This window comes from Serratia sp. GW822-FHT06E05, from assembly GCF_058799445.1.
Genome location: NZ_JBXALM010000003.1, coordinates 86,504 through 108,364, shown reverse-complemented (window position 1 = coordinate 108,364; position 21,861 = coordinate 86,504). Strand labels below are relative to the sequence as shown.

The following is a 21,861-nucleotide window of genomic DNA, read 5'->3' as shown; positions in this document are numbered from 1 at the left end:
CGCTGATGCTTAGAATGCCACGGAACCCTGCACGAAGAAGGTGCGTGGTTCACCGACGTATTTGCCGAAGTTGTTGTCGTTGGAGCGGGTGAAGTAGCGCTGATCGAACAGGTTTTTCACCCCGGCACCCAGCGTCAGATTCGACAGCTGCGGCCCGAAGTTATACTCACCACGCATATTCCACACCATATACCCGGCGATGTTGCCAAACTGGCCGTCGGCGCTTTCCTGCGTGACGTAATCCGGCCCGGTGCCCGGCGAGTGCTGCTTGGACTGGGCATAGCTGTCCAGATTCCACACCCAACTGCCGGTGGCGTAGCGGGTGCCGACGGTATACACCTGGCGTGAATAGAACGGCAAATCCTTACCGGCGAAGTCGCCCTTGTCGGTGCTGGCTTTGGTATAGGTGTAGCTGGTATAGACGCTTACGCCATCCAGCGCGCGGTTCAGTTCGCTGAGATCGTAGCTGAGCGCCAGCTCGATACCCTTGTGCTTGGTGGCGCCCATGTTGGTCCAGCCGACGTCGTTGCTGATGTACTGCAGCTGGTTATCGAAATCGATATAGAACAGCGTGGCCTCGGCTTTGACGATGGTGTCGTCATAACGGGTACCGAATTCATAGGTATGGGCTTTTTCCGCCGTCAGGCCCGGCGCGGGTTGGTTGCCGTTGCCACCCTTGGTCAGCTGGAAGTACTGCATGCTGCCGAACGAGGTGTTGGCGTTGGCGAACAGCTTCCAGGCGTCTGACATGTGGTACATGACGTTCAGTGACGGCAGCGGTTCGCTGTAGCTCTTCTCGCGGCTGATGTTGTTGAACGAATCGTCCACATGGGTGCGGATGCTTTCATAGCGGAGGCCCGGCGTAACCGTCCAGTTGCCGACGTTAATGGTGTCGTCAATGTAGAGTGCGTGGGCTGCGGTGCCGCCGGAGGTGTGCTGATAGTAATCCGGCGTTTCCGGCGTAGAACCGATATCTGCCGGGTTGTACCAGGCTGAACGGGACGCTTTTTCATCCATGGTTTCGTTCAGGTAGCGGTAGCCGAGGGTGATCTCGTGCGCCATGTCCCAGAAACGGAAGACCTGCGAGTAGCTGGGTTCAATCGCCCAGGTGGAGTAGTGGCGTGGGTAAGACACCATACGCTTCATCCCGGCGTTTTTACCGGTGCCTTCCGATTCGATGCTGCTGCCGCGATAGCTGTCGGTGAAATACGTCAGCACTTCGAACTGCTTGTCGTCTTCCTGGTGCTTATATTTGAACGACATATCCTTGCGGCGGCCTTCGAACTGGTCCCACGGACGGGTCGACTGGAACGGATTTTGCGCATACTGCGCGCTGCTCAGCCCGCCAGGCATACCGGATTTTGCGTCGTAATAGTGGAAATTGGCCAGTAACTCATCGCGTTCGGTAAACGCATAGCGCGTTTTCAGCATGAAATCGTCGATGTCGGTATTGTCGTTGTTGTCGCGATAGCCCTGGCCGTGCAGGCCGGAATACAGCAGCTCTGCACCGAAACCGTTGTCGGCGGTGCCGCCGAGCGAGGTGCTGGTCAGGGTTTTCAGGCCGCCGTGGCTGGCCCCCTGGGTCTGGACGCTGGCCGCGCCACCGAAGGTTTTCGGGATGTCCTTGGTGACGAAGTTAATCACGCCGCCGACGTTTTGCGGCCCGTAACGCACCGCGCCACCGCCGCGCACCACGTCAACCGATTGCAGGCTGCCAATCGACAGCGGTGCCATCGACAGCTGTGGCTGGCCGTAAGGCGCGACCGCCAAGGGGACGCCGTCCATCAAAATGGTGGAGCGAGGTGAAAGGCGCGAAGTCAGGCCACGTACGCCGACGTTGAGCGAAATATCGCTGCCGCCGGTACCGTTGCTGTCGCGCACCTGCACGCCAGGCACGCCGCGCAGGGTATCGGCAATGGTCTGATCGCCTTGTTCATGCATTTGTTGTTCGGTCACGATGGAACGTGCGCCGGGGTGGTTGAGCAACACCGAACTGGTATCCGGGTTATCCAGCCAGTTGCCGACGACGGTAATAGTGTCGGCTGGCGCATCATTTTGAGATTTATTATCAGCAGCAAGGACTGGCAGCGCCATGGCAACGGAAGCCGCCAACAGCGAAAGACGAAAAAGAATTGACATAATAATGCCTTAAAAGTTTCGAACCCGGATGTGTTTTTTTAGAAATGACAATCTTAATGATAATTATTGGCAAGTAAATAGCTTTGTTGCGGAATAATTCAACCGGTAAGCAAGTGGCGGGGAAAGGTGTCGGAGCCCGGCCGGCGGGCCCCGAGCGGGGGATTATTTTGCGGTGACCCAAAACACGCCGCTGTAATCCAGCGCGGTGAATTTATGGTGCACCATTTCAATATCCGCTTGCGGATCAATATCTTTAAATAAGTCCGGGTGCAGGAATTTGGCGATAGCCTCGACCGCAATAAAATTCAGCGGCGTGTCATAGAACTGGTGGTAAATCGCCATCACGCGTTTTTCCTTTACCGCCTTCAGCACGTTGAGGCCGGTGCGGTTCATCAGTACCGCCAGCTTTTTCTCTGTGGTGGCGGTATCGGTGGCATAGCCCAAGGGAACCGCCAATGTACCTTTATGACCGCGGCTCCAGTCGGCGCCGGTCATCAGATAGAAATCCGGGTTGCTGGCGATCATCTGTTCCACGTTCACCTCACCGCCCATTTCCGGGAACAGTTTGCTGCCGATGTTGTTGCCGCCGGCGGTATCGATAAATTGGCCAAAGCTGCCCTTGCCGAAGGTGTTGCAGCACTGCTCGCCTTTCATGCCGGCGCTGCGTTCGATAAACACGCTGGGGCGCTGTTCCGGCTTCAGCGTAGCCACCCGCTGGCGTACCAGATCCAGACGTTGCTGGTAGAGCTGGATAAAGGCGTCGGCATTTTGCTGTTCGTCAAACACCTTGCCCAACAGCTGCATGCTGGCGACGGTGTTGGTCAGCGGCTGCTGACGGAAGTCGATAATCAGTACCGGGATGCCGATTTTTTCCAACTGGGCCAGCACGCCGCTGTCCTTCAGCTTGCTCAGCAGGCCGATGTCGAAAATGATCAGATCCGGCTTACGGACAACGGCGCTTTCTACGCTGAAATCGCTGACGTAAGGGTTATCGAAGGTGGGGATCTGCATCACCTGCGGGAATTTTTTCGCGTAGGCCTCCACCAGATCCGGTGCCTTCACCTTCAGCGAGTTATCCCAGGCGATGATATTTTTCAACGGCTCCTGCGGATGCAGGATATTCAGTGCCAGCAGCGCGCGGGCATCGGCCAGGATCACCCGTTGGGCGGGCTGCTGCAGGGTGACTTCTCGACCCGCGACATCGGTGACGACGATCGGTGCGGCCTGTACGGCGCTGACCATCAGCAGGGCGCAGGCGGCCAGCCAACGGCTGGCTTTGGCAATAAGAACGGCAGGCATGGAGATCCTTGGGCATGGGGTGTTGAATAAAGAGGCTAATGATAATCCATATCCTTTCGCTTTTTGAACACCCCCGTGCGGATATCTTAGGCTTTGCCCATTAGCGGATCGCTGACGCTGTGCTCGCCGCTTTCCAGCCGCCCGGCCATGCGGCGTTGCCAACCGTCAGAAGCCTGCAGTGAAATATCGTACCAACCTCCGCTGGCCCTGGCGTCAAAGGCCTGCTGGTGGCGCTCTCCTGCCGGCAGCTCAATCGACCAGGGGCCGTTTTGCGTATAAGGGCAGCGGGCGATAGTCACGGTTATAGCCTGACGGGTGGGGTTAGTGAGGGTTAATGACAAGTGGTCGCCTTGCGGCGTCAGGCGGACTTGCGGCTGCGGTTGCCCAATGGCGCCGCGCAGTTCACGATGAAAGCCGTTCGGGCCCAGCAGCCACAGGTGATACTGGTTCGTCACGGACCAGTTATCGCTGAGCGCTTTGCCGGCCTCGACGGTATAGCGCCGTGGGATCTGGTTCAAATCCAACCGGTCGTAAACGTGAAATACCACCCCCTGTGCCCCGGTGTTGTACAGGTTGAGCGTCAGTAATTGCTGGCTGGGGGAGAGAGTTTCTTCAACATGCAATTGATAAGGCAGGGCGCGTGAAGGGCGTGCCAGCCGTGCCTGATGCGGCAACTGTTGTTTGTCTGCTGCCGGCAGAGGCACCTGCGGCAATTGCTCCTGCCGCTGGCGCAGGCTGTCGGCGGAATGGCGGCTGGTGGCGGGCAGATTGGGCAAGGTTTCCCCGTTGGGATCGACAAAGTTGAAGGCCGAAGTGAGATCGCCACATACCGCGCGTCGCCAGGCGCTGATATTGGGTTCGTGTACCTGGAAGCGCTTCTCGAGAAATTGCAGCACTGAAGTGTGGTCGAATACCTGTGAATTAACCCAGCCTCCGCGGCTCCAGGGCGACAGCACCAGCATAGGCACACGCGGGCCGGGGCCATAGATGCGGCCGTCCGGCGGCGGTTGTTCCTGTGAACCTGGCGGGGCGACATGCTGAAAGATTTCACTGTCGAACGGCACCGTCGATTTACCGGCGAAGGTGCCATCTTCACGCAGTGACGGTGCGGAGGGCGACGGCATATGATCGAAGAAGCCGTCGTTCTCGTCGTAATTGACCAGCAGCACGGTTTTACTCCACACCTCGGGATTCTCCGTCAGCGCATTGAGGATCTCCTGGGTGAACCAACCTCCCTGCACCGGGCTGGAAGGCCCAGGGTGTTCCGAGTAGGCCGCCGGAGCGATGATCCAGCTTACCTGCGGCAATTTGCCTTGCTGCACGTCGGCGCGGAAACCGGCCAACATGGCCTCTAAATCGTTGCCGTCCGCCGCCGGCAGCGTATTGCCATTGCCTTTGTATAACGGCGCTTCGGCGTTCAGCTCGTCGCGGTAGGGGACAAAGGCAGTAAAGTCCTTCGGCGGCTGCGCCGGATTGCCTACTTTCACGCTGGCCGCACGGTACTGACGGAACCCCGCCAAAGGGTTGTCGGTGAAGTTATCCGGTAAAAACTGATAGACCTTCCAACTGACGCCGCTGGCTTCCAGCCGTTCGGGATAGGTTTGCCATTGGTAGCCTACGTCGGGTGGGCCTGGGCTGTCCCATTCGTTGACCACTACGGCGACCTCGGCTGCCGTCGGACCGTTAGTGCCGGTCCAGTGGAACAAGCGATTGGTGTTTGTGCCGGCGTGGATCGAGCAATGATAGGCGTCGCACAGGGTGAAGGTTTCGGCCAGGGCAAACTGGAAGGGCAGCTCATGCCGACGGTAATAACCCATCGAGGTCGGCGTTTTGTAGGTTGGCCAGGCGCTCATGCGGCCGCTGTCCCAGGCAGCTTGCTCATCCACCCACGAGTGCGGCGTGCCGCTCACCCGCTGGGCATTGCCACGTTTGCTGTCCAGATGGTAAGGCAGCACCAGTCGATCTTCCCCTTGCTGTTGCCAGACGTGACGGTTGTCGGGCAAAGGAATGGTTATGCGATCGCTAAAGCCGCGTACGCCGGGCAGCGTGCCGAAGTAATGGTCGAAGGAACGGTTTTCCTGCATCAGGATCACCACGTGTTCGACATCGTTGATGGTGCCGGTGCGGTTATTGGCTGGGATCGCCAAGGCTTTGCGGATCGACGCGGGTAACAGTGAAAAAGCCGATCCGATGGCGGCAGCCCGCAGTATTTCTCTGCGCAAAAAGTCAGGCATGCGTCGTTAAACTCCCTGAGGTTTGCTTTGAAGATAGTTGCTAACGACGGTAATAGCGAAAAATAACAAGGAGATGAACAGGGGAAAAATAATGCCCCGCATGGGGGCATTGATGGGGAAGCTTATTGTCGGATCAGACGACCGAGGGTTGGCGCCGTTTCGAAGTCGCTGCGGAACGGGTTGATGTCCAGGCCGCCGCGGCGGGTATAGCGGGCAAAAACGCTGAGCTTTTCCGGTTGGCAGCTTTGCTTGATGTCGTTGAAAATGCGCTCAACGCACTGCTCGTGGAACTCGTTATGCTGGCGGAAGGAGATCAGGTAGCGCAGCAGGCGCTCGCGATCGATTTTCCGGCCCTGATAGTGGATCACCACGCTGCCCCAGTCCGGCTGGTTGGTGACCAGACAGTTGGATTTCAGCAGATTGGACGACAGGGTTTCGGTCACGATGTCCCCATGTTGGTCTGCTGCACCGTGCAGATATTCCGGCTTAAAGTCGAAATCATCGACGGCAATATCCAGATCGTCGATATTGATGCCCGGCAGGCTATCGATCTGCGGCGAATATCCGTCCAGACCCGGATAGAGCTTAACCCCAACCTGGCCGTTTGCCGCTTGCGACAGGTCTTTTTGCATCGCGGCACTCACCTGTTCCACGCTGTCGAAGCGCGTCTGGTTAAAGCTGTTGAGATAAAGTTTGAATGACTTGGACTCGATCAGGTTGGTGGAAGAATGGGGCAGGGTGAACTCACCAATGCCCACCACCGGCTTGCCTTTGGCGTTGAGCCAGGAAAGCTCGAAGGCGGTCCACAGATCAAAGCCGCTGAACGGCAGGTTTTGTTCATCTACACCGATCAGATCCCGACCGCGTGAGCGTGGCAGGGCCTCGAGCAATTCGGGAGCGTACTGGTCCGGATAATCGGAGTTTGCGCCAAGATGGGTGATTTTATCTTGTTTTTTGATATGCATATTCATTGCTCCTTGCATGATCGGTATTGATATAGCGGTTAAACAGGCTGCGAGCGGCGTAAATCGGCCCGACACCCACCAGGGCGTAGACCACCTTGATCAAGAATTGTGACAGGATCATGGTCTTGATGATATCCCAGCTCAGAACGTTGTAGAACGCCAGCGTGCAAAACACCACGCTGTCGATGGCCGAGGCGACCACGGTGCTGGTGATCACGCGCACAAACAGGTAGCGGGAGTTGGTCAGCTCTTTGATTTTGCACAGCAGGTAAGAGTTGACGTTCTCGGAGATTAAATAGGCCGCGGACGACGCCACCAGGACCGCCATGATGCTGTGGACGATGCCGTCATAGGTCTTGCTGAACTCCCACTGCGGAATACTGGGTACCAAGGTGGTGACCCAGACGCCCAGCACGAAAATCAGGTTTGCCATAAACGAGATGATGATGGTGCGCCTGGCCAGTCGCAGCCCGTAAAACTCGTTCAGAATATCCACCAGGATAAAGGTGAGGGGGTAAATAAAAATCGCCGGGGGAGTGATGAGGTTCAATGCGGGAATTTGAATCGGTTTGACGCCACACAGGGTTGAGAAGATATAAATCACGCTGAGTGCGACGGTAATGATCAGGTAGGCGTACCACGATCGTTCATGGCGATCGCTGAGTTCATAGGCGGTTTGCTGCTGATTGTTACCGTAGATTTTGCGGTACAGCGCCTGCAGCTCATGGCGGCTCAGATCTTCCGATATTTCGCTGTCGGCCAGCTCATTGAGCCCCATGGTGATGGTTTTGCCGGTGGCCAATATCATGACATTGGCGGCGAGGGTGCCATGCCGGGTAAAGCCCAATAGCTTGAACTTTTGATTCGGTTCCATTTATAGCCGTTCTCCAAAGATATAACCCAGGAATTGCACGGTATCCTGATGATTTTTTTCCATGCAGTAATCTTCTTTGTCGTTAACCACAAAGAAGCCATTTTTTCCCGAGTGATACAATAAAGGCGAATCGCAAACCAGCACCGGCGGGCGTTTTATAATAATCACCTCGCCTGGAATAAATGAACCTTTTATTTCGGTCTCTATTTTCATTGCTACCATATTTGACTCATCGCCGAAGAAATAAGTCAAAGGGAACTCCGTCACCAGTTGGCCGACTTTCCAACCGGCAACTGCTAAAAAACGCGACTGAGGAATAACGGGCACAGCGGAAGGGTTTTTATTGCCTTCGGTAGAGAGCGTTTCATTGAGCAGTTCCAGCTTGGCCAGATCATAATCTTCGATCTCTTCACAGGAAACGCCAAAGAAATCTGAAATCCGGTTGACGGTGGCCTGCTGCACGTTGTTAACCCGGCCGTCGAGAATTTTATAGATGGTGGTACGCGTCAGGCCAGTGCGGTTAGAGAAGGATGCTTTAGTTTCGCCCCGGGTGCGCATCAGATATTCAATATTCTTAATGATGTTGATTTTGCGCTGCGCGTTAGTGGTCTTCATAAGCATTCCTTACAATATTCTGGCCGGCATTACTATATCGCACGCGCCGACATTGTCCAGAACTGACGCTGAGGTAGGGGCGGTAACCGGCTGATTAATCATTGGAAATGAGCTTTGATCTCTCACGTATCATGCCAGCTGATGCTTTTATCATGATGAGTAAAATGTAAAACAAAGGTAATTAAATATAAATCAATTGGTTAGGTTTAAGACTGGGGAAAGTGGACACAAAAGTGGGTTTTGTGTCTACTTTTGTGTTGACCACGGTGGTTTCTGTGAGCTACTGTTCATCCACACTGAAGTGTTTCTTGACGGTCAAAACGGTTAATAAACGATTGTCTGACAACTTCTATAATAAAAAGCTCGGGGAGGGAGGCGTTTCCATTCTCTGGGTATTAAAGGATGTTTTAGCTACCGACACCAGGGATCCCCACTACGTCTTCTGTTTTACCTTCGCAGTAAAAAACCCGCTTTCATATTGATGCCAGTCGGCTTTTTAGCCGACCGATATCAATTTGTTGCGCCTAAAAAGGTGGCGACAACTTAATCAAACCCCCTTTCTGTACCGATTACCCCCACTCCCCAGCGCGGGAGAGTAGGGATATCAATCAGCTTTGCGCAGGCGCAGGTTTCTGAGAACGGCTCATGGCCAACTTAAATACCCAATAGATCAGGCTGGCAGCCAGCAGAGAGTTGATGGTCGGCACGCCCCACTCGGTCACCAAGCCGACGATGCTGCCGACGATACTGGCGATGATCGCCGCCCAGCCGATAGTTGGCGTCTGGTCCGGCAATTTCCCTTCGCGACGGCTCTCGTCGAGAATTTTGCGGTGAGTGCGCAGCAGATAATAATCCACCAGCATGACGCCGATAATCGGCGGGAACACCACGCCAAGCACCGTCAGGAAGTCGACGAAGCGGTCGAGGATCCCCAGTACTGACAATGTGGTGCCCAGCACGCCGATCACCAGGGTGGTGGCAGTGTACTTCAGTCTTTTGCCCGTCATGCCTTCGACGGCGTTAACGATGCCCAGCGAAGAGGAATACAGGTTGAGGTCGTTAACCCTGAGGGTAGAAAACACCACGACCAGCAGGCCCGCACCGCCGGCGACCTGTGACATGATGGTGACCACATCCGCCGTGCCCAGCGTTTTGGCGATCAGTATCGCCAGGCCGTTAACCACGAATTCCCCGGCAATGATGGTGAAAATAGTGACGCCAAAGACATGCTTGCCGTTCCTGGAGTAGCGCGTCAGATCCGGCGTCATCAGGCTGGCGACAATCGCACCGCCGACCACGATAGTGATACCGGCGCTGATCGACAGCGGTTCGCCTGGTGGCACCAATTGGATAATTTCAGGCAGATTGTGGCCGGTGAGGGTGATGATGGAGATATAGGCCACCAGCATAATAAACATCGGTACCGCAATCCTGGCGGCGATACGCAAGGCTTTGAAGCCGAACGCCACCAGAATGGTCAGCAGGGTGCCGGACAGACCGGCCGCCAGACCAAAGCCCAGCTTGTTCCCCAACGCGAAATCCAGCGACTTGGCGAAGATGGCGTTTTGAATGCCAAACCAGCCCAGCAGGCTGACGGCCACTACCACCCCGATCAACACCGATCCGAGTCGACCAAAGCCGCACCAACGGGCCAACAGGCTGCCGGAGATCCCTTCGCGCATGCCCGCCAGGCCCAGGCCATAGGTCACCACGCCAAAGATCAGGCTGCCGATGAAAATAGCGGTAAATGCATCGAGCAGCGTCATGGAGTGGCCGAGTACGGCCCCGAGCATAAACTGATCGAGCGCGGTCAGCATGCCCATATGCACTATGGCTACGCTTAAAAACGAGACTCTTTTATCCTGAGGTACCCGGGTTAACGGATAGTCTTCGATTTTGATCACGGTGAGGTATTCCTTGCTATTTAAATAAACTGGATGCCTTTAGCTATCAGGCGATCGGGAATGTAGCTGTCCAGCTGAGCATATTTGCAAAATTCCTCAAACTGCTGCTGTGTGTGGACATCAGATTTTTGATAAATGTTATATATTCTATTTTCTATGGTCTTATTGCTGATGTTATATATTTTGGCGATTTCTTTCACCGACAGCCGTTGCAGCATTAAAAATATAACGTCCAGCTCAGCCCGGGTAAAAATGGTGCTGTTGGTTTCTGTGGTTAGTACGCTGGGTTTTTGATGGTTGATATAGTTAAGCGGGGATAAGGTGTTAAGCGGTTTGGCGTTCCACATTACCCCGAAGACTTCTTTCTTGTCGTTGTAGATAGGCAGTTTTTCGCTGATAAACGGTGTCAGGCTGTCTTTCCCGTACCAATAATGTGTTTCTATCACGGCAACCCGATCCCGCGAGATCTCGGTCATTTTGTCATGTTCAACAAAATCGGCTGCAGATTCGGCCCAGTCGGCGGGGAACTCGTCGTCTCGCTTACCGGCTATATCAAAATTTAATGGCGTATTGGTATAGAGGTAGGCGGCCCTGTTCATGTAAAGATGACGGGATGCCAGGTCCTTGATGCCCCATGGCTCACTTAAGTGCTCCATCATGGCAATCAGGCCTTTCAAATAGAATTCATTACTTTTATCGGGCGAATCCATTCTGACCTCACCGACTGGAATTGGGTTAAATCTTTTTCGCCAGGTAGTGACGCGTATGCTGTTTGGCATAGTCGCCTAAGTTGCCGTAAACCTGATAGCCCAATTTTTCATAAAAGCCGCGGGCCTGAAAATCGAAAGTATCGACATAGGCCATGTGGCAACCGCGTTTCTTGGCCTCTTCTTCGGCCTGTACCATCAGTTGACGGCCATAACCGCTTTTACGGTATTGGTCGCTGACCCAAAGATATTGCACTTCAAGCCCGCCCCACCAGGTTCTGGCAACCAGTCCGGCAACGATTTTACCCTCGTCATCGGTGACGGTCAGGAATAAGGGGTGGATATCGACGGGTTCAATTTTGGCGTTGTGGGCCCAAAGACTGTCAATCACAAACTCTTCGTCTTTCGGGTTCGGTTGGTCGGTAATATTGATATTCATCGTTATAATATAATTCCCTGTGATAATTATTAGGCAGCGCAATCAAACGGAGGTTTCTCCAACCGGTTTAACTATCACTTTTCATAATGTATTACAAGGGTGGTTTTCACCCGTTCCCGTCACGTACCCAAGGGGCTATATTAGCTGCGACAGGGCCAGAAAATAACGTAATACGCGGTAATAAATAGCCTTTGGTCCTGCTCAGTCTATCTATTCCTATTGTGCCTCACCAGGGCCCCATCCAGGAAATACATTAGCTATTCAGGCTCCACCGGTAGAGCAAGTTAACTTGCCAAAGGGGAGCCGCCGCGTACAGCCTTTTCCCGGACCCCGCTTTTAAACCCTTATTTATCCGCCGCCTCGCCTTTGGCTATGCCTTCCAAAGCCGGCGGTATGGCCGCACCTAACATTGCCCCATGGTCTAAGCCGGGCCATTCCCGATAGTCAACCTTAAGTCCGTCAAGTGTCGCCAGCTGTGTGGCCAGGCCATGAGCCGCATCTGCGGGTAGCTGACTCTGCCTGATAATTGGCGGGGCTTCACGCATTTTCTCCGCACCGCCGATCCACAACTGCAAATGGGCGGACAAAGATGGATGCCTATCCATAACACGTTGCGCTTCTTGCAGGATAAAGCCTTTCCCCCACCACAGCGAAGGTTCCACCGCGATGTAATTCTGGAAAGTAGCAGGTTGGGTTAACAGAGTATGCAGAACGAAAAGGCCACCATAAGAGTGCCCCCACAGCGTTTGCTGCTGCGGGTTAACGGTGACCTGAGCGGCAACGGCAGGCTTAATCTGGGTTTCGATCAGTTTAAGGAAAGCGTCTGCACCGCCATGGGGCTGCTTTCCTGAACCTTGTTGCGAAGCCGGTGTGTAGTCGTAACTGCGGCCTTTGGAGTCGATGCGCAGATCGTTGTCATAGCTGAGTAGCACCAGAACCGGCGGCTGTTTTTGTACGGCAAGCTGAGCCAGCAACTGGGCGTTCAACTCCATCAATACTGCGTTGCCGTCCAGGAAGTAGATAACCGGATAGCCGCCCAAGGGCGGAGCAATGCGCGGTTTTATTATGCGGACACGATAACGGCGCTGACCGTCCGCCGAAGTGAAGTGCAGATCGCTGAATTGATAATCAGGTGATTTTGAATCGACCAGGGTTGTGCCGATTTTACGTTCCAGATCTGGCCTGGCCTGCACCAGCATGGGGGAGCCAACGCCGATAATCAGCGCGATAACGAGGGTGAGACAGCGACGATAAGACGATGGCATGCTGGATTCTGTTTATCAATAAAAGGGGATATTAGCATTTATGTTGGGAAGCAAAAAACCCGCCATAGGCGGGTTCTTCTAAATATGGTGCCCGGACTCGGACAACCGGTGCTTGCACCGGATTGAACAACGCTTTAGCGTTGGCCCGCAGGGTGAGGCCTCTGGCCGAATAATCGAACGTGTTCGATGAAGAGTCCTGTCTCAGAAAGCAAAAAACCCGCCATAGGCGGGTTCTTCTAAATATGGTGCCCGGACTCGGAATCGAACCAAGGACACGGGGATTTTCAATCCCCTGCTCTACCGACTGAGCTATCCGGGCAACGGGGCGCATTTAACCCTATTGGCCGGATATCGTCAATCGCTTTCTGTCACAAAGCCGATCGGTTGCTCTATTTTCATGCAGTGGCGGGTAAGGTTCGTGGGGCCTGGAGGAGGAGGGGAAGTGATAAATATGCAAAGAATCCGTGTATTTATACCGGTTTGGTTTTTCTGTTGGTTATTATTATGTGTTTTATAACAATGTGTTATGCTTAAATTATTATGTAATTAATCGACATAATAGTTACTTGAACCTCATAAAAAAACATGCAATCATTGCGCAAATTTTAGCACTCTACGTCCCCTAACGGCGTTTCCGCTCATTTAAGTCAGAGGGTTGCAGGCATGACTGGTATGGCTACTCAAGCGCTACTGCGCACCAGACATCTGATGATGCCGCTACTCCGCCGCGATCTTTCCCGAACGTCGTCCTCCATAAACGCCCAGCTCAGCATGCGGTAAGGCAACTTCATGCTCGCTGTTAGGCATTATTAAAAATAGAGCTGTGGCTCTGATTTTACTGATGTCTATCGGACGCTGCCGATACCAGTTCCCGATAGTGGCCTGATAATCTTAAGAGAGTCAGCCGGTCACGCATGCGCTCTATGCTGCCACCCCGGACATCAAGTTGCCGGGATAACCTTTGTTATCTCATCACCGTGCCTTGTGGCACAGCCTCATCCTTAACCGTTTGAGAGTTAGCACTATGAAAGAATTGAAGATAGCCACCAGCGCCAGCCTGGTCGCCGCCATTGAAACGCTGCGCCAGATTGTCCGCGTCGAGCAGACGGATTATACCGACGTTGCGGCATTGGTCGTGTCGGTTGATGACGTCAACGCCGGCATCCTGGCACAGCTTAAAGCCACCGGGTTCGAGATCCCGACCTTTGTGGCGGTGGCCGGAGATGAGCATCTCTCGCCGGACTACCTGCCGTTTATCAGCGGTGTTTTCGCGCTGGACGGTGCCAGCAAGGCGTTTTATATGGCGCAGTTGGAAGCCGCGGCGGATGCTTACGAGCAGGCGCTGCTGCCGCCGTTTTTCAAGACCTTGAAAACCTATGTGGAAATGGAGAACTCGACCTTTGCCTGTCCGGGGCATCAGGGCGGGGAGTTTTTCCGCAAGCATCCGGCAGGCCGCAAATTTTTCGAGTTTTACGGTGAAACGCTTTTTCGTTCCGACATGTGCAACGCCGACGTTAAATTGGGCGATTTGCTGATCCACGAAGGCTCGGCCAAGGACGCCCAAAAGCATGCGGCACGGGTGTTCAACGCCGATAAAACCTATTTTGTGCTCAACGGCACCTCGGCCGCCAACAAGGTGGTAACCAACGCGCTGCTGACCCGTGGCGATCTGGTGCTGTTCGACCGTAACAACCATAAGTCCAACCACCATGGTGCGTTGATCCAGGCCGGAGCGACGCCGGTGTATCTGGAAACCGCGCGCAACCCGTTTGGCTTTATCGGCGGTATCGATTCCCGCTGCTTTGACGAGCGTTATCTGCGCGAACAAATTCGTCAGGTAGCACCGGAGAAAGCCGAGGCAGCGCGTCCTTTCCGCCTGGCAATCATTCAGCTCGGCACCTACGACGGCACTATTTATAATGCGCGTCAGGTGATCGACACTATCGGCCACCTGTGCGACTACATCCTGTTTGACTCGGCCTGGGTGGGTTACGAAGGGTTTATCCCGATGCTGAAAGAGTGTTCACCGCTGCTGTTGGAGCTGGACGAGCTTGACCCGGGCATCTTTGTTACCCAGTCGGTACACAAACAGCAGGCCGGCTTCTCGCAAACCTCGCAGATCCACAAGAAAGACGACCATATCAAGGGCCAGAAGCGTCACTGCAACCACAAGCACCTGAACAACGCTTTCATGCTGCACGCCTCTACCAGCCCGTTCTATCCGCTGTTTGCGGCGCTGGACGTCAACGCCAAGATGCATGCCGGGGCCGCCGGTCGCCGTATGTGGATGGACTGCGTGAAGCTTGGCATCGAGACGCGCAAGCAACTGTTGGAACGCTGTTCGCAGCTCAGGCCGTTTGTCCCCCTGCAGATCGCGGGCAAGAACTGGCAGGATTACGACACCGATTTGATCGCCAACGACGCCCGTTTCTTCAACTTTGTGCCGGATGAGAAATGGCACGGTTTTGAAGGTTATGCGCAGGACCAGTATTTGGTCGATCCGTGCAAACTGCTGCTGACCACGCCGGGTATTGATGCCGCCACCGGCCAATACACCGAGTTTGGCGTGCCGGCCACCATTCTGGCCAATTTCCTGCGCGAGAACGGTATCGTGCCGGAGAAGTGTGACCTTAACTCGATCCTGTTCCTGCTGACGCCTGCGGAAAACCCGGCCAAGATGCAACAACTGGTGGATATGCTGGTGCAGTTCGAACGTTACGTGGAAGAGGACGCGCCGCTGAGCCAGGTGCTGCCAACGGTATATCGCAAGAACGAGCAGCGTTATCGCGGCTATACCCTTCGCCAGCTGTGCCAGGAGATGCACGATTTATACGTCAGCTTCGACGTTAAGCAGCTGCAAAAAGAGATGTTCCGTCAGCGTCATTTCCCGCAGGTGATGATGAACCCGCAGGACGCCAACGTGGAGTTTATCCGCGACAACGTTGAACTGGTGCCGATCGGGCAGGCCGAAGGGCGCATTGCGGCAGAGGGCGCGTTGCCTTACCCACCGGGCGTGCTATGCGTAGTGCCGGGCGAAGTCTGGGGCGGGGCGGTACAGCGTTATTTCATGGCGCTGGAAGAGGGCATCAACCGGCTGCCGGGCTTCTCGCCGGAGTTGCAGGGCGTTTATATCGAGAAAAAGGATCACGGCTGGAAACGCATTTTCGGCTATATGATCAAGCAATAGAAAATAAGGGCCGGTTTGCACCGGCCCTTTTCATTGATAACGCCACCGCAAATTATCTTCTGCGGTAACTCTTCTGGGCGTTGTTCACCTTCACCAGGTAACGGCGAGATTCGCCGGCCGGATGCTTGGTGGTCAGCGTCTGATAGACGTCGCCCGGCTGCATGCCGTTGATGATGCTCACCGCACGGGTCCTGTCGCTAGAGAACACGCGTAGCACGCTGCCGGCGCCACCGTTATAGGCAGTGATAACCGCGTAGCGGCGTGAGGTCGGGTTTTGAATCCCTCCCAAATAGTTATTCTGCAAAATGGCCAGATAAGCCGTACCGGTATCGATGTTGTTTTCCGGGTCGAACAGGTAACTGCGGCTTGGTTTGCCCCATTTCCCACGCATCTGGAACACATCCTTACCGGCAGTGTGCTGCACCACCTGCATCAGGCCCAACGCATCTGAACCGCTCACCGCATACGGGTTAAAGCTCGATTCGGTCTGCATGATCGCCAGGATCAGCGACTCTTCCACGCCGTATTTCTCCGACGCCTTGCGAACCATCGGCAGGTATTTGTGGGCACGTTTGTCCAGGTGGTTTGGCACCAGCTGAATAGTGACCGAGTAAATCACGTGCAGGCCGGAGGTGCGTTTTTGCAGCTTGGTCTGCAACAGATAGTCGGCGAAGTGCGCCGCACGCCATTCCCAACGGATCGGCGCACCTTTGTTATCCAGTACCTGGCCGTACAGGAACGGCTCTTTACTGATCTGGATATCGTTGACGTCGGAATAGAGATCGATAGAACCCGGGTCGTCCCCCATCAGCAAGGTGCTGATAATCGCCTGGCGCAGGTGAGCGGCAGGATCGGTGGTGGCGATGGTTTCAATAGTGATGGCACCAGAATCAAAGTTGATGTGGCTACGGGTTTGATACTGGTCGGTGTATTTAACGTAATCTTTCGGCCCGGCGATCAGAACTTCGTTCAGACCCCAGATATTCTCGATGTTGTGGGCGAACTGACCCATCAGGATTTCGAAGCCGTTGGTGTCTTTGACCCAGGCTTCGTTGACTTCAGTGCTTTTTTTGCCGGAACAGGATATCAGCAGGGGCGCTATCACTAGCAAAGCTAAAATTTTCTTCATCTTAAAGCCGTATACGAGAAGTATTGGAAGGGCCAGCGCCTGGCCCCAACAGCATTATTCGCTTGGTGGCGTATAGCCTTCGATATGGACGTCATGCCCTTCGAACAGGAATTTGATCATTTCCGCTTCCAGCAATTTGCGGTCGTCAACGTTCATCATGTTCAGTTTTTTCTCGTTGATCAGCATGGTTTGTTTTTTCATCCATTCTGCCCAGGCTTCTTTCGAGATCTCGTTATAGATGCGTTTGCCGACTTCCCCTGGATAAAGCTGGAAGTCCTGCCCTTCGGCGTCACGCTGCAGGAAGGTACAAAAAATGGTTCTGCTCATGCTAATTCCTCATCAATGGCGCTATTGCCAATAAACCCGTCATACTTTGAGCTGCAGGTGTGTTGGCTGCCTTTTCTCACCCGAATCACTTACCTCAGTAAGCTCATCGGGACTCGCTCAGTTGCCGCCTTCCTGCAACTCGAATTATTTAGGCTATAAACCCTGTTGGCGCGGGGACTGTTTTGCCAACTGTTGCAACAGGCGGTCAACCGGTGCGGCCAGCCCGACCGATGGCGGCTGCGCTAAGTTATACCAGAGACCGGCGCCCTCATCCATGCTGCTGCCTTTGGCGTCCATTTCCAGCCATATTGGCACGATATCAAGATGGAAATGACTGAAAGTATGACGAAATGCGGTCAGTTGCTCCCGGCGATTGTTTTTCAGACCGCGCTGTTGCAACCAGAGTTCCATCTCTTCACGTTCGCTGAACTGCGGGAAGCAGAACAGACCGCCCCACAGACCGACGGCGGGGCGCTGCTCCAGCCAGGCGCGTTCGCCGTGCTGCAGCAATAAAAAGTAGGCGGTTTTTTCCGGCAGGGTCTGCTTGGGCTTTTTACCCGGATATTTTGCCCAACTGTGGTGGGCATAGGCGATGCAGCCGAGGCTGAGTGGGCACAGTTCGCATTTCGGCTTGGAGCGGGTGCAGACCATCGCCCCCAGATCCATCATCGCCTGATTGAACTGGCCAACGCCCTTGGCCGGGGTAACGTTTTCGCTGATTTCCCACAGTCGGTTTTCTACCTCTTTCTTGCCCGGCCAGCCTTCGACGGCATAGCAGCGGGCCAGGACGCGTTTTACGTTGCCGTCGAGGATTGGGTAGTGTTGGCCGAGCGCCAGCGACAGCACTGCGCCTGCCGTTGAACGGCCAATACCGGGCAGGGCGTGGATTTCTTCAAAGGTTGTCGGGAACTCACCGCCGTGCTGTGCGACAATAACCTGCGCCGCCTTATGCAGATTGCGCGCACGGGCGTAGTAGCCCAGGCCGGTCCACAGGTGCAGCACTTCGTCCAGCGGCGCTTCAGCCAGCGCACGCACGTTGGGAAAACGTGCCATAAAGCGCTGGAAGTAAGGGATCACGGTGGCAACCTGAGTTTGTTGCAACATGACCTCAGAGAGCCATACTTGATAGGCGGTCTTATCAAGCTGCCACGGCAGGGTCTTACGGCCGTAACGCTGGTACCAGTCAAGCACCACCTGTGCGAACTGCTGTGCTTGCATCATAAGCTGATTCGATATCCGGCAGAAAATGAAGCGCGATTGCAGCATAGAGTCATGATGCTGTAAACCGGAACTTTCCGACGTCGCACGGCAGGTACATTAGATGAACACTTGCTAAACCAATGTATCTTTGCATAATGCGCGTTTCCCTAATTGGCAGCCAAACAGACAGAAAGCACTATGATTAATGACGTCATCTCCCCGGAATTTGATGAGAACGGCCGCGCGATGCGCCGTATCCGCAGTTTTGTCCGCCGCCAGGGGCGGTTGACCAAAGGCCAACAGCACGCGTTGGACAACTATTGGCCGGTGATGGGCGTGGAGTATCAGGCTGAACCTGTCGATATCGCCGCACTGTTCGGGCGCGACGCGCCGACCGTGCTGGAGATCGGTTTTGGCATGGGCGCCTCGCTGGTGACCATGGCGGGCAATAACCCGCAGCAGAATTTCTTGGGGATAGAAGTCCATTCGCCGGGCGTGGGTGCCTGCCTGGCCGACGCTACCGAAGCGGAACTGAGCAACCTGCGCGTAATGTGTCACGACGCGGTTGAGGTGCTGGAGAATATGATCCCGGACGGCTCGCTGGACATGGTTCAGCTGTTTTTCCCCGATCCGTGGCACAAAGCGCGCCACAACAAACGCCGCATCGTACAGACGCCGTTTGTTGAACTGGTGCGTCGCAAACTGAAAGTCGGCGGCGTCTTCCACATGGCCACCGACTGGCAGCCTTATGCAGAACATATGTTAGAGGTTATGAACGGGATCTCAGGCTATCGCAATCTTTCCAGCGATAATGATTATGTGCCGCGTCCGGATTCACGCCCACTGACAAAATTTGAATTACGCGGCCAGCGTCTGGGACATGGCGTTTGGGACTTGATGTTTGAGAGGAAAGAATAATGGCTAAGAACCGCAGTCGTCGTTTACGTAAAAAGTTACACATTGAAGAGTTTCAGGAGCTGGGCTTCTCCGTTGCATGGCGCTTTGCCGAAGGCACCGCGGTTGAAGATATCGACAGCACGCTGGACGCTTTTATCGACGAAGTGATTGAGCCGAACGGCATGGCCTTTGACGGTAGCGGCTACCTGCAGTGGGAAGGCTTGATCTGTCTGCAGACCATCGGTCACTGCACTGACGAGCAACGCGAACTGGTCAAAAAATGGCTGGAAGCGCGTAAACTGACCGACGTTAAGGTCAGCGATCTGTTCGATATCTGGTGGGACTGATTTTCCTGCCTGATAAGCGCGGCCTGGCGTCGCGCTGAACCTATTGATTTAAGGTGCCTTTAGGGCACCTTTATTTTGTCCGGAGTGTGACCGCGGTGGTAACAACATTGGATAACGCGTTGCTGGATGAGATCCTGCAACAGGTGCGCCCGCTGATTGGCCAGGGCAAGGTGGCGGACTATATACCGGCGCTGGCGGAAGTGGCGGCCGATCGTCTGGCGATCGCCGTTTGCACCGTCGACGGCGAAATGTTCCAGGCCGGTAACGCCGACGAGCGTTTCTCTATTCAGTCGATCTCCAAGGTGTTGAGCCTGACGCTGGCGCTGGCGCGCTACCAGGAGGCGGAGATCTGGCGTCGGGTTGGCAAGGAGCCTTCCGGTCTGCCGTTCAACTCGCTGCTGCAGCTGGAGATGGAGCAGGGCAAACCGCGCAATCCGTTTATCAACCCCGGTGCGCTGGTGGTGTGCGACATGCTGCAAACCCGGCTCAGCGCGCCCAAGCAGCGAATGCTTGAAGTGGTGCGTCAACTGGCCGGTGAAGATGACCTGGCCTATGATGCGCGGGTGGCCCGTTCCGAGTTCGAACACTCCGATCGCAATGCGGCGATAGCCTACCTGATGAAGTCGTTCGGCAATTTCGAAAACGACGTGCTTACCGTGCTGCAAACCTACTTCCACTACTGCGCGCTGCGAATGAGCTGTGTGGAGCTGGCTCGCAGCTTTGTTTATCTGGCCAATCACGGTCGTGATCTTAGCGGACGCGAGGTGATAAGCCCCCTGCAGGCACGCCAGATTAATGCGCTGATGATGACCAGCGGCATGTACGACGGCGCGGGGGAATTTGCCTATCGCGTGGGCATGCCGGGCAAGTCCGGCGTGGGTGGCGGTATTGTCGCTATCGTCCCCGACGAGCTGTCGATCGCCGTCTGGTCGCCGGAACTGGATGCTTCCGGTAACTCATTGGCGGGAACTGCGGCGCTGGAACTGTTGTCTCAACGGATTAGCCGTTCGATTTTTTAGCCCCACCACGGAAGGGCGTCAGGAGAATATATGTTAAAGAAAACCGGGTTAGCCTTACTGCTGTTGACTGCTTCACAGGCCCATGCCGAGTATCAGTGCAGCGTTAAACCCCAGGACGACGTGATTATCAGCCCGCAGAACGTACAGGTGACCGGGGCCAGCGGCAATCTGCAGATTTCACCGGATGGTGATGTAACCCGCAATGGCCAGGCGTTGAGCCTGACAGACAGCCAGCGCCAGAAGGCCTTCAGTTACCAGAGCGCATTGCGCAAAGAGTTGCCGTGGATCGACAACGGCGCTCAGCAACATCTGGAAAAAGCGCGGGTGGCGTTGGACAAGGTGATCGTCAAAGAGTTGGGCAGCGACAGCAACGTGCGTAACCGCCTGACCACGTTGAACGGTCAGCTTAAGCAACAGATGAACCGTATCATTGAGCACCGCAGCGACGGCCTGACCTTCCATCACAAGGCGATTGATCAGGTTGAGCAGGATGGCCGCAATATCGTCCAGCAGAGCATGGGCGGCGTATTGCAGGACAGCCTGAATGAGATGGGCGTCAAGCAGGCAGCTAATAGTGGCGGCAACCCGTTGCAGGCGATCATGGGCAATCTGGGCGGCCTGCAGAAGGCGATTCAGAACGAATGGAATAACCAGGAGCAGGATTTCCAGAACTTCGGCCACGACGTGTGTAACCGCGTTACCGGCCTGGAAACCCAGCGCAAAGATTTGCTTAATGCATTGAAGTAATCTGGCTGGTGGTCTGTTTTGACCTTCTAACTAACATCTGACAGACTGGCTAAACTATAATCAATGGCTAAAAGGATTTTGCATTGATGCCAGTGATATTCTGTCATAAAGGTTATAAATTCTTTTTTTATTCGAATGAAGGAGAGCCGTTGGAACCGGCTCATATTCATGTCAGAGATGCCGTGGCAGAAGCCAAGTTTTGGCTGATACCAGAGGTGCGGGTAGCCCGCAATGATGGGTTTAATGCCAGAGTATTAAAAGAATTAACCGAAGTTGTTGGAGTCCATAAGGGGTTATTTTTGGAGGCCTGGGATGAGTATTTCAGCTAAAAACGTAAACTTCGATGAGACAACGATGTGGGTTGAGTTGAGCGATGCCAGAATTATCGGCGTGCCACTCGCCTGGTTTCCTCGATTGCTGAATGCAACGGACCAAGAGCGCGCCCGCTATGAGCTGAGTGCCCGTGGGATCCATTGGGATGCGTTGGATGAAGATATTTCTGTTGAAGGCTTGCTAAAGGGTAGAGGGGATATTACTCATCGTCCCCACCATGCTGCCTGACGTTTA

20 protein-coding genes and 1 tRNA gene are annotated in these 21,861 nt (G+C 54.6%); 7 read left to right on the top strand and 14 right to left on the bottom strand.

What is annotated here, in order from left to right; genetic code table 11:
* Positions 1–9 precede the first annotated feature (9 nt).
* From AC1RKC_RS10500 to AC1RKC_RS10450, 11 genes are all read right to left on the bottom strand, one after another.
* Positions 10–2,139 (bottom strand): TonB-dependent receptor family protein, encoded by a 2,130-nt coding sequence (locus AC1RKC_RS10500; protein ID WP_493092455.1) that lies wholly within the window; start codon positions 2,137–2,139, stop codon positions 10–12.
* Positions 2,140–2,301: 162 nt separating this feature from the next.
* The gene (locus AC1RKC_RS10495) at positions 2,302–3,381 is read right to left on the bottom strand and encodes an ABC transporter substrate-binding protein (RefSeq protein WP_369982364.1); all 1,080 of its coding nucleotides are present in this window, start codon (positions 3,379–3,381) and stop codon (positions 2,302–2,304) included.
* Between the two features lie 143 nt (positions 3,382–3,524).
* Positions 3,525–5,672, bottom strand: a complete 2,148-nt coding sequence (locus tag AC1RKC_RS10490) for a phosphocholine-specific phospholipase C (RefSeq protein ID WP_020828624.1) — start codon at positions 5,670–5,672, stop codon at positions 3,525–3,527.
* A 122-nt stretch (positions 5,673–5,794) separates the two neighbouring features.
* Complete coding sequence (gene queF, locus AC1RKC_RS10485) at positions 5,795–6,637, bottom strand: NADPH-dependent 7-cyano-7-deazaguanine reductase QueF (protein ID WP_020828623.1); 843 nt, start codon at positions 6,635–6,637, stop codon at positions 5,795–5,797.
* On the bottom strand, positions 6,615–7,511 hold the full coding sequence (locus AC1RKC_RS10480; RefSeq protein ID WP_020828622.1) for a queuosine precursor transporter: 897 nt from the start codon (positions 7,509–7,511) through the stop codon (positions 6,615–6,617). The genes queF and AC1RKC_RS10480 overlap by 23 nt, the downstream gene beginning before the upstream one ends.
* Positions 7,512–8,126, bottom strand: coding sequence for a helix-turn-helix domain-containing protein (locus AC1RKC_RS10475; RefSeq protein WP_020828621.1), 615 nt, complete (start codon positions 8,124–8,126; stop codon positions 7,512–7,514).
* 608 nt (positions 8,127–8,734) lie between these two features.
* Positions 8,735–10,030, bottom strand: coding sequence for a cytosine permease (locus tag AC1RKC_RS10470; protein WP_046372634.1), 1,296 nt, complete (start codon positions 10,028–10,030; stop codon positions 8,735–8,737).
* 20 nt (positions 10,031–10,050) lie between these two features.
* On the bottom strand, positions 10,051–10,740 hold the full coding sequence (locus AC1RKC_RS10465) for a helix-turn-helix transcriptional regulator (protein WP_020828619.1): 690 nt from the start codon (positions 10,738–10,740) through the stop codon (positions 10,051–10,053).
* A gap of 25 nt (positions 10,741–10,765) precedes the next feature.
* On the bottom strand, positions 10,766–11,176 hold the full coding sequence (locus AC1RKC_RS10460; protein ID WP_020828618.1) for a GNAT family N-acetyltransferase: 411 nt from the start codon (positions 11,174–11,176) through the stop codon (positions 10,766–10,768).
* 344 nt (positions 11,177–11,520) lie between these two features.
* The gene (locus tag AC1RKC_RS10455; protein ID WP_493092454.1) at positions 11,521–12,441 is read right to left on the bottom strand and encodes an alpha/beta hydrolase; all 921 of its coding nucleotides are present in this window, start codon (positions 12,439–12,441) and stop codon (positions 11,521–11,523) included.
* Positions 12,442–12,684: 243 nt separating this feature from the next.
* Positions 12,685–12,760, bottom strand: a tRNA-Phe gene (locus tag AC1RKC_RS10450).
* Between the two features lie 705 nt (positions 12,761–13,465).
* Here AC1RKC_RS10450 and speF point away from each other — a divergent pair.
* The gene (gene speF, locus AC1RKC_RS10445) at positions 13,466–15,628 is read left to right on the top strand and encodes an ornithine decarboxylase SpeF (protein WP_020828616.1); all 2,163 of its coding nucleotides are present in this window, start codon (positions 13,466–13,468) and stop codon (positions 15,626–15,628) included.
* Positions 15,629–15,680: 52 nt separating this feature from the next.
* Here speF and mltC read toward each other — a convergent pair whose 3' ends face one another.
* The 3 genes from mltC to mutY all read right to left on the bottom strand — a co-directional run bounded on the left by mltC (position 15,681) and on the right by mutY (position 18,305).
* Positions 15,681–16,757: a membrane-bound lytic murein transglycosylase MltC gene (mltC, locus tag AC1RKC_RS10440; protein WP_020828615.1), complete on the bottom strand. Its 1,077-nt coding sequence runs from the start codon at positions 16,755–16,757 to the stop codon at positions 15,681–15,683.
* 54 nt (positions 16,758–16,811) lie between these two features.
* Positions 16,812–17,084 carry an oxidative damage protection protein gene (locus AC1RKC_RS10435; protein ID WP_020828614.1) on the bottom strand — a complete coding sequence of 91 codons (273 nt, stop codon included), beginning with the start codon at positions 17,082–17,084 and terminating at the stop codon, positions 16,812–16,814.
* A 153-nt stretch (positions 17,085–17,237) separates the two neighbouring features.
* A complete protein-coding gene (gene mutY, locus AC1RKC_RS10430; RefSeq protein ID WP_235437193.1) occupies positions 17,238–18,305 on the bottom strand; it encodes an A/G-specific adenine glycosylase in 1,068 nt (355 codons plus the stop codon).
* Between the two features lie 177 nt (positions 18,306–18,482).
* Between mutY and trmB the strand changes: the two genes are divergently transcribed.
* The 6 genes from trmB to AC1RKC_RS10400 all read left to right on the top strand — a co-directional run bounded on the left by trmB (position 18,483) and on the right by AC1RKC_RS10400 (position 21,855).
* Positions 18,483–19,202 (top strand): tRNA (guanosine(46)-N7)-methyltransferase TrmB, encoded by a 720-nt coding sequence (gene trmB, locus AC1RKC_RS10425; protein ID WP_020828612.1) that lies wholly within the window; start codon positions 18,483–18,485, stop codon positions 19,200–19,202.
* Positions 19,202–19,528 carry a YggL family protein gene (locus tag AC1RKC_RS10420; RefSeq protein ID WP_020828611.1) on the top strand — a complete coding sequence of 109 codons (327 nt, stop codon included), beginning with the start codon at positions 19,202–19,204 and terminating at the stop codon, positions 19,526–19,528. The genes trmB and AC1RKC_RS10420 overlap by 1 nt, the downstream gene beginning before the upstream one ends.
* A gap of 95 nt (positions 19,529–19,623) precedes the next feature.
* Positions 19,624–20,547 (top strand): glutaminase B, encoded by a 924-nt coding sequence (glsB, locus tag AC1RKC_RS10415; RefSeq protein WP_197821355.1) that lies wholly within the window; start codon positions 19,624–19,626, stop codon positions 20,545–20,547.
* A gap of 30 nt (positions 20,548–20,577) precedes the next feature.
* Positions 20,578–21,294, top strand: a complete 717-nt coding sequence (locus tag AC1RKC_RS10410) for a YggN family protein (RefSeq protein WP_020828609.1) — start codon at positions 20,578–20,580, stop codon at positions 21,292–21,294.
* Between the two features lie 86 nt (positions 21,295–21,380).
* On the top strand, positions 21,381–21,623 hold the full coding sequence (locus AC1RKC_RS10405) for a DUF4160 domain-containing protein (RefSeq protein WP_261158746.1): 243 nt from the start codon (positions 21,381–21,383) through the stop codon (positions 21,621–21,623).
* Positions 21,607–21,855 (top strand): DUF2442 domain-containing protein, encoded by a 249-nt coding sequence (locus tag AC1RKC_RS10400; RefSeq protein ID WP_020828607.1) that lies wholly within the window; start codon positions 21,607–21,609, stop codon positions 21,853–21,855. Before AC1RKC_RS10405 ends, AC1RKC_RS10400 begins: the two co-directional genes overlap by 17 nt.
* Positions 21,856–21,861 lie beyond the last annotated feature (6 nt).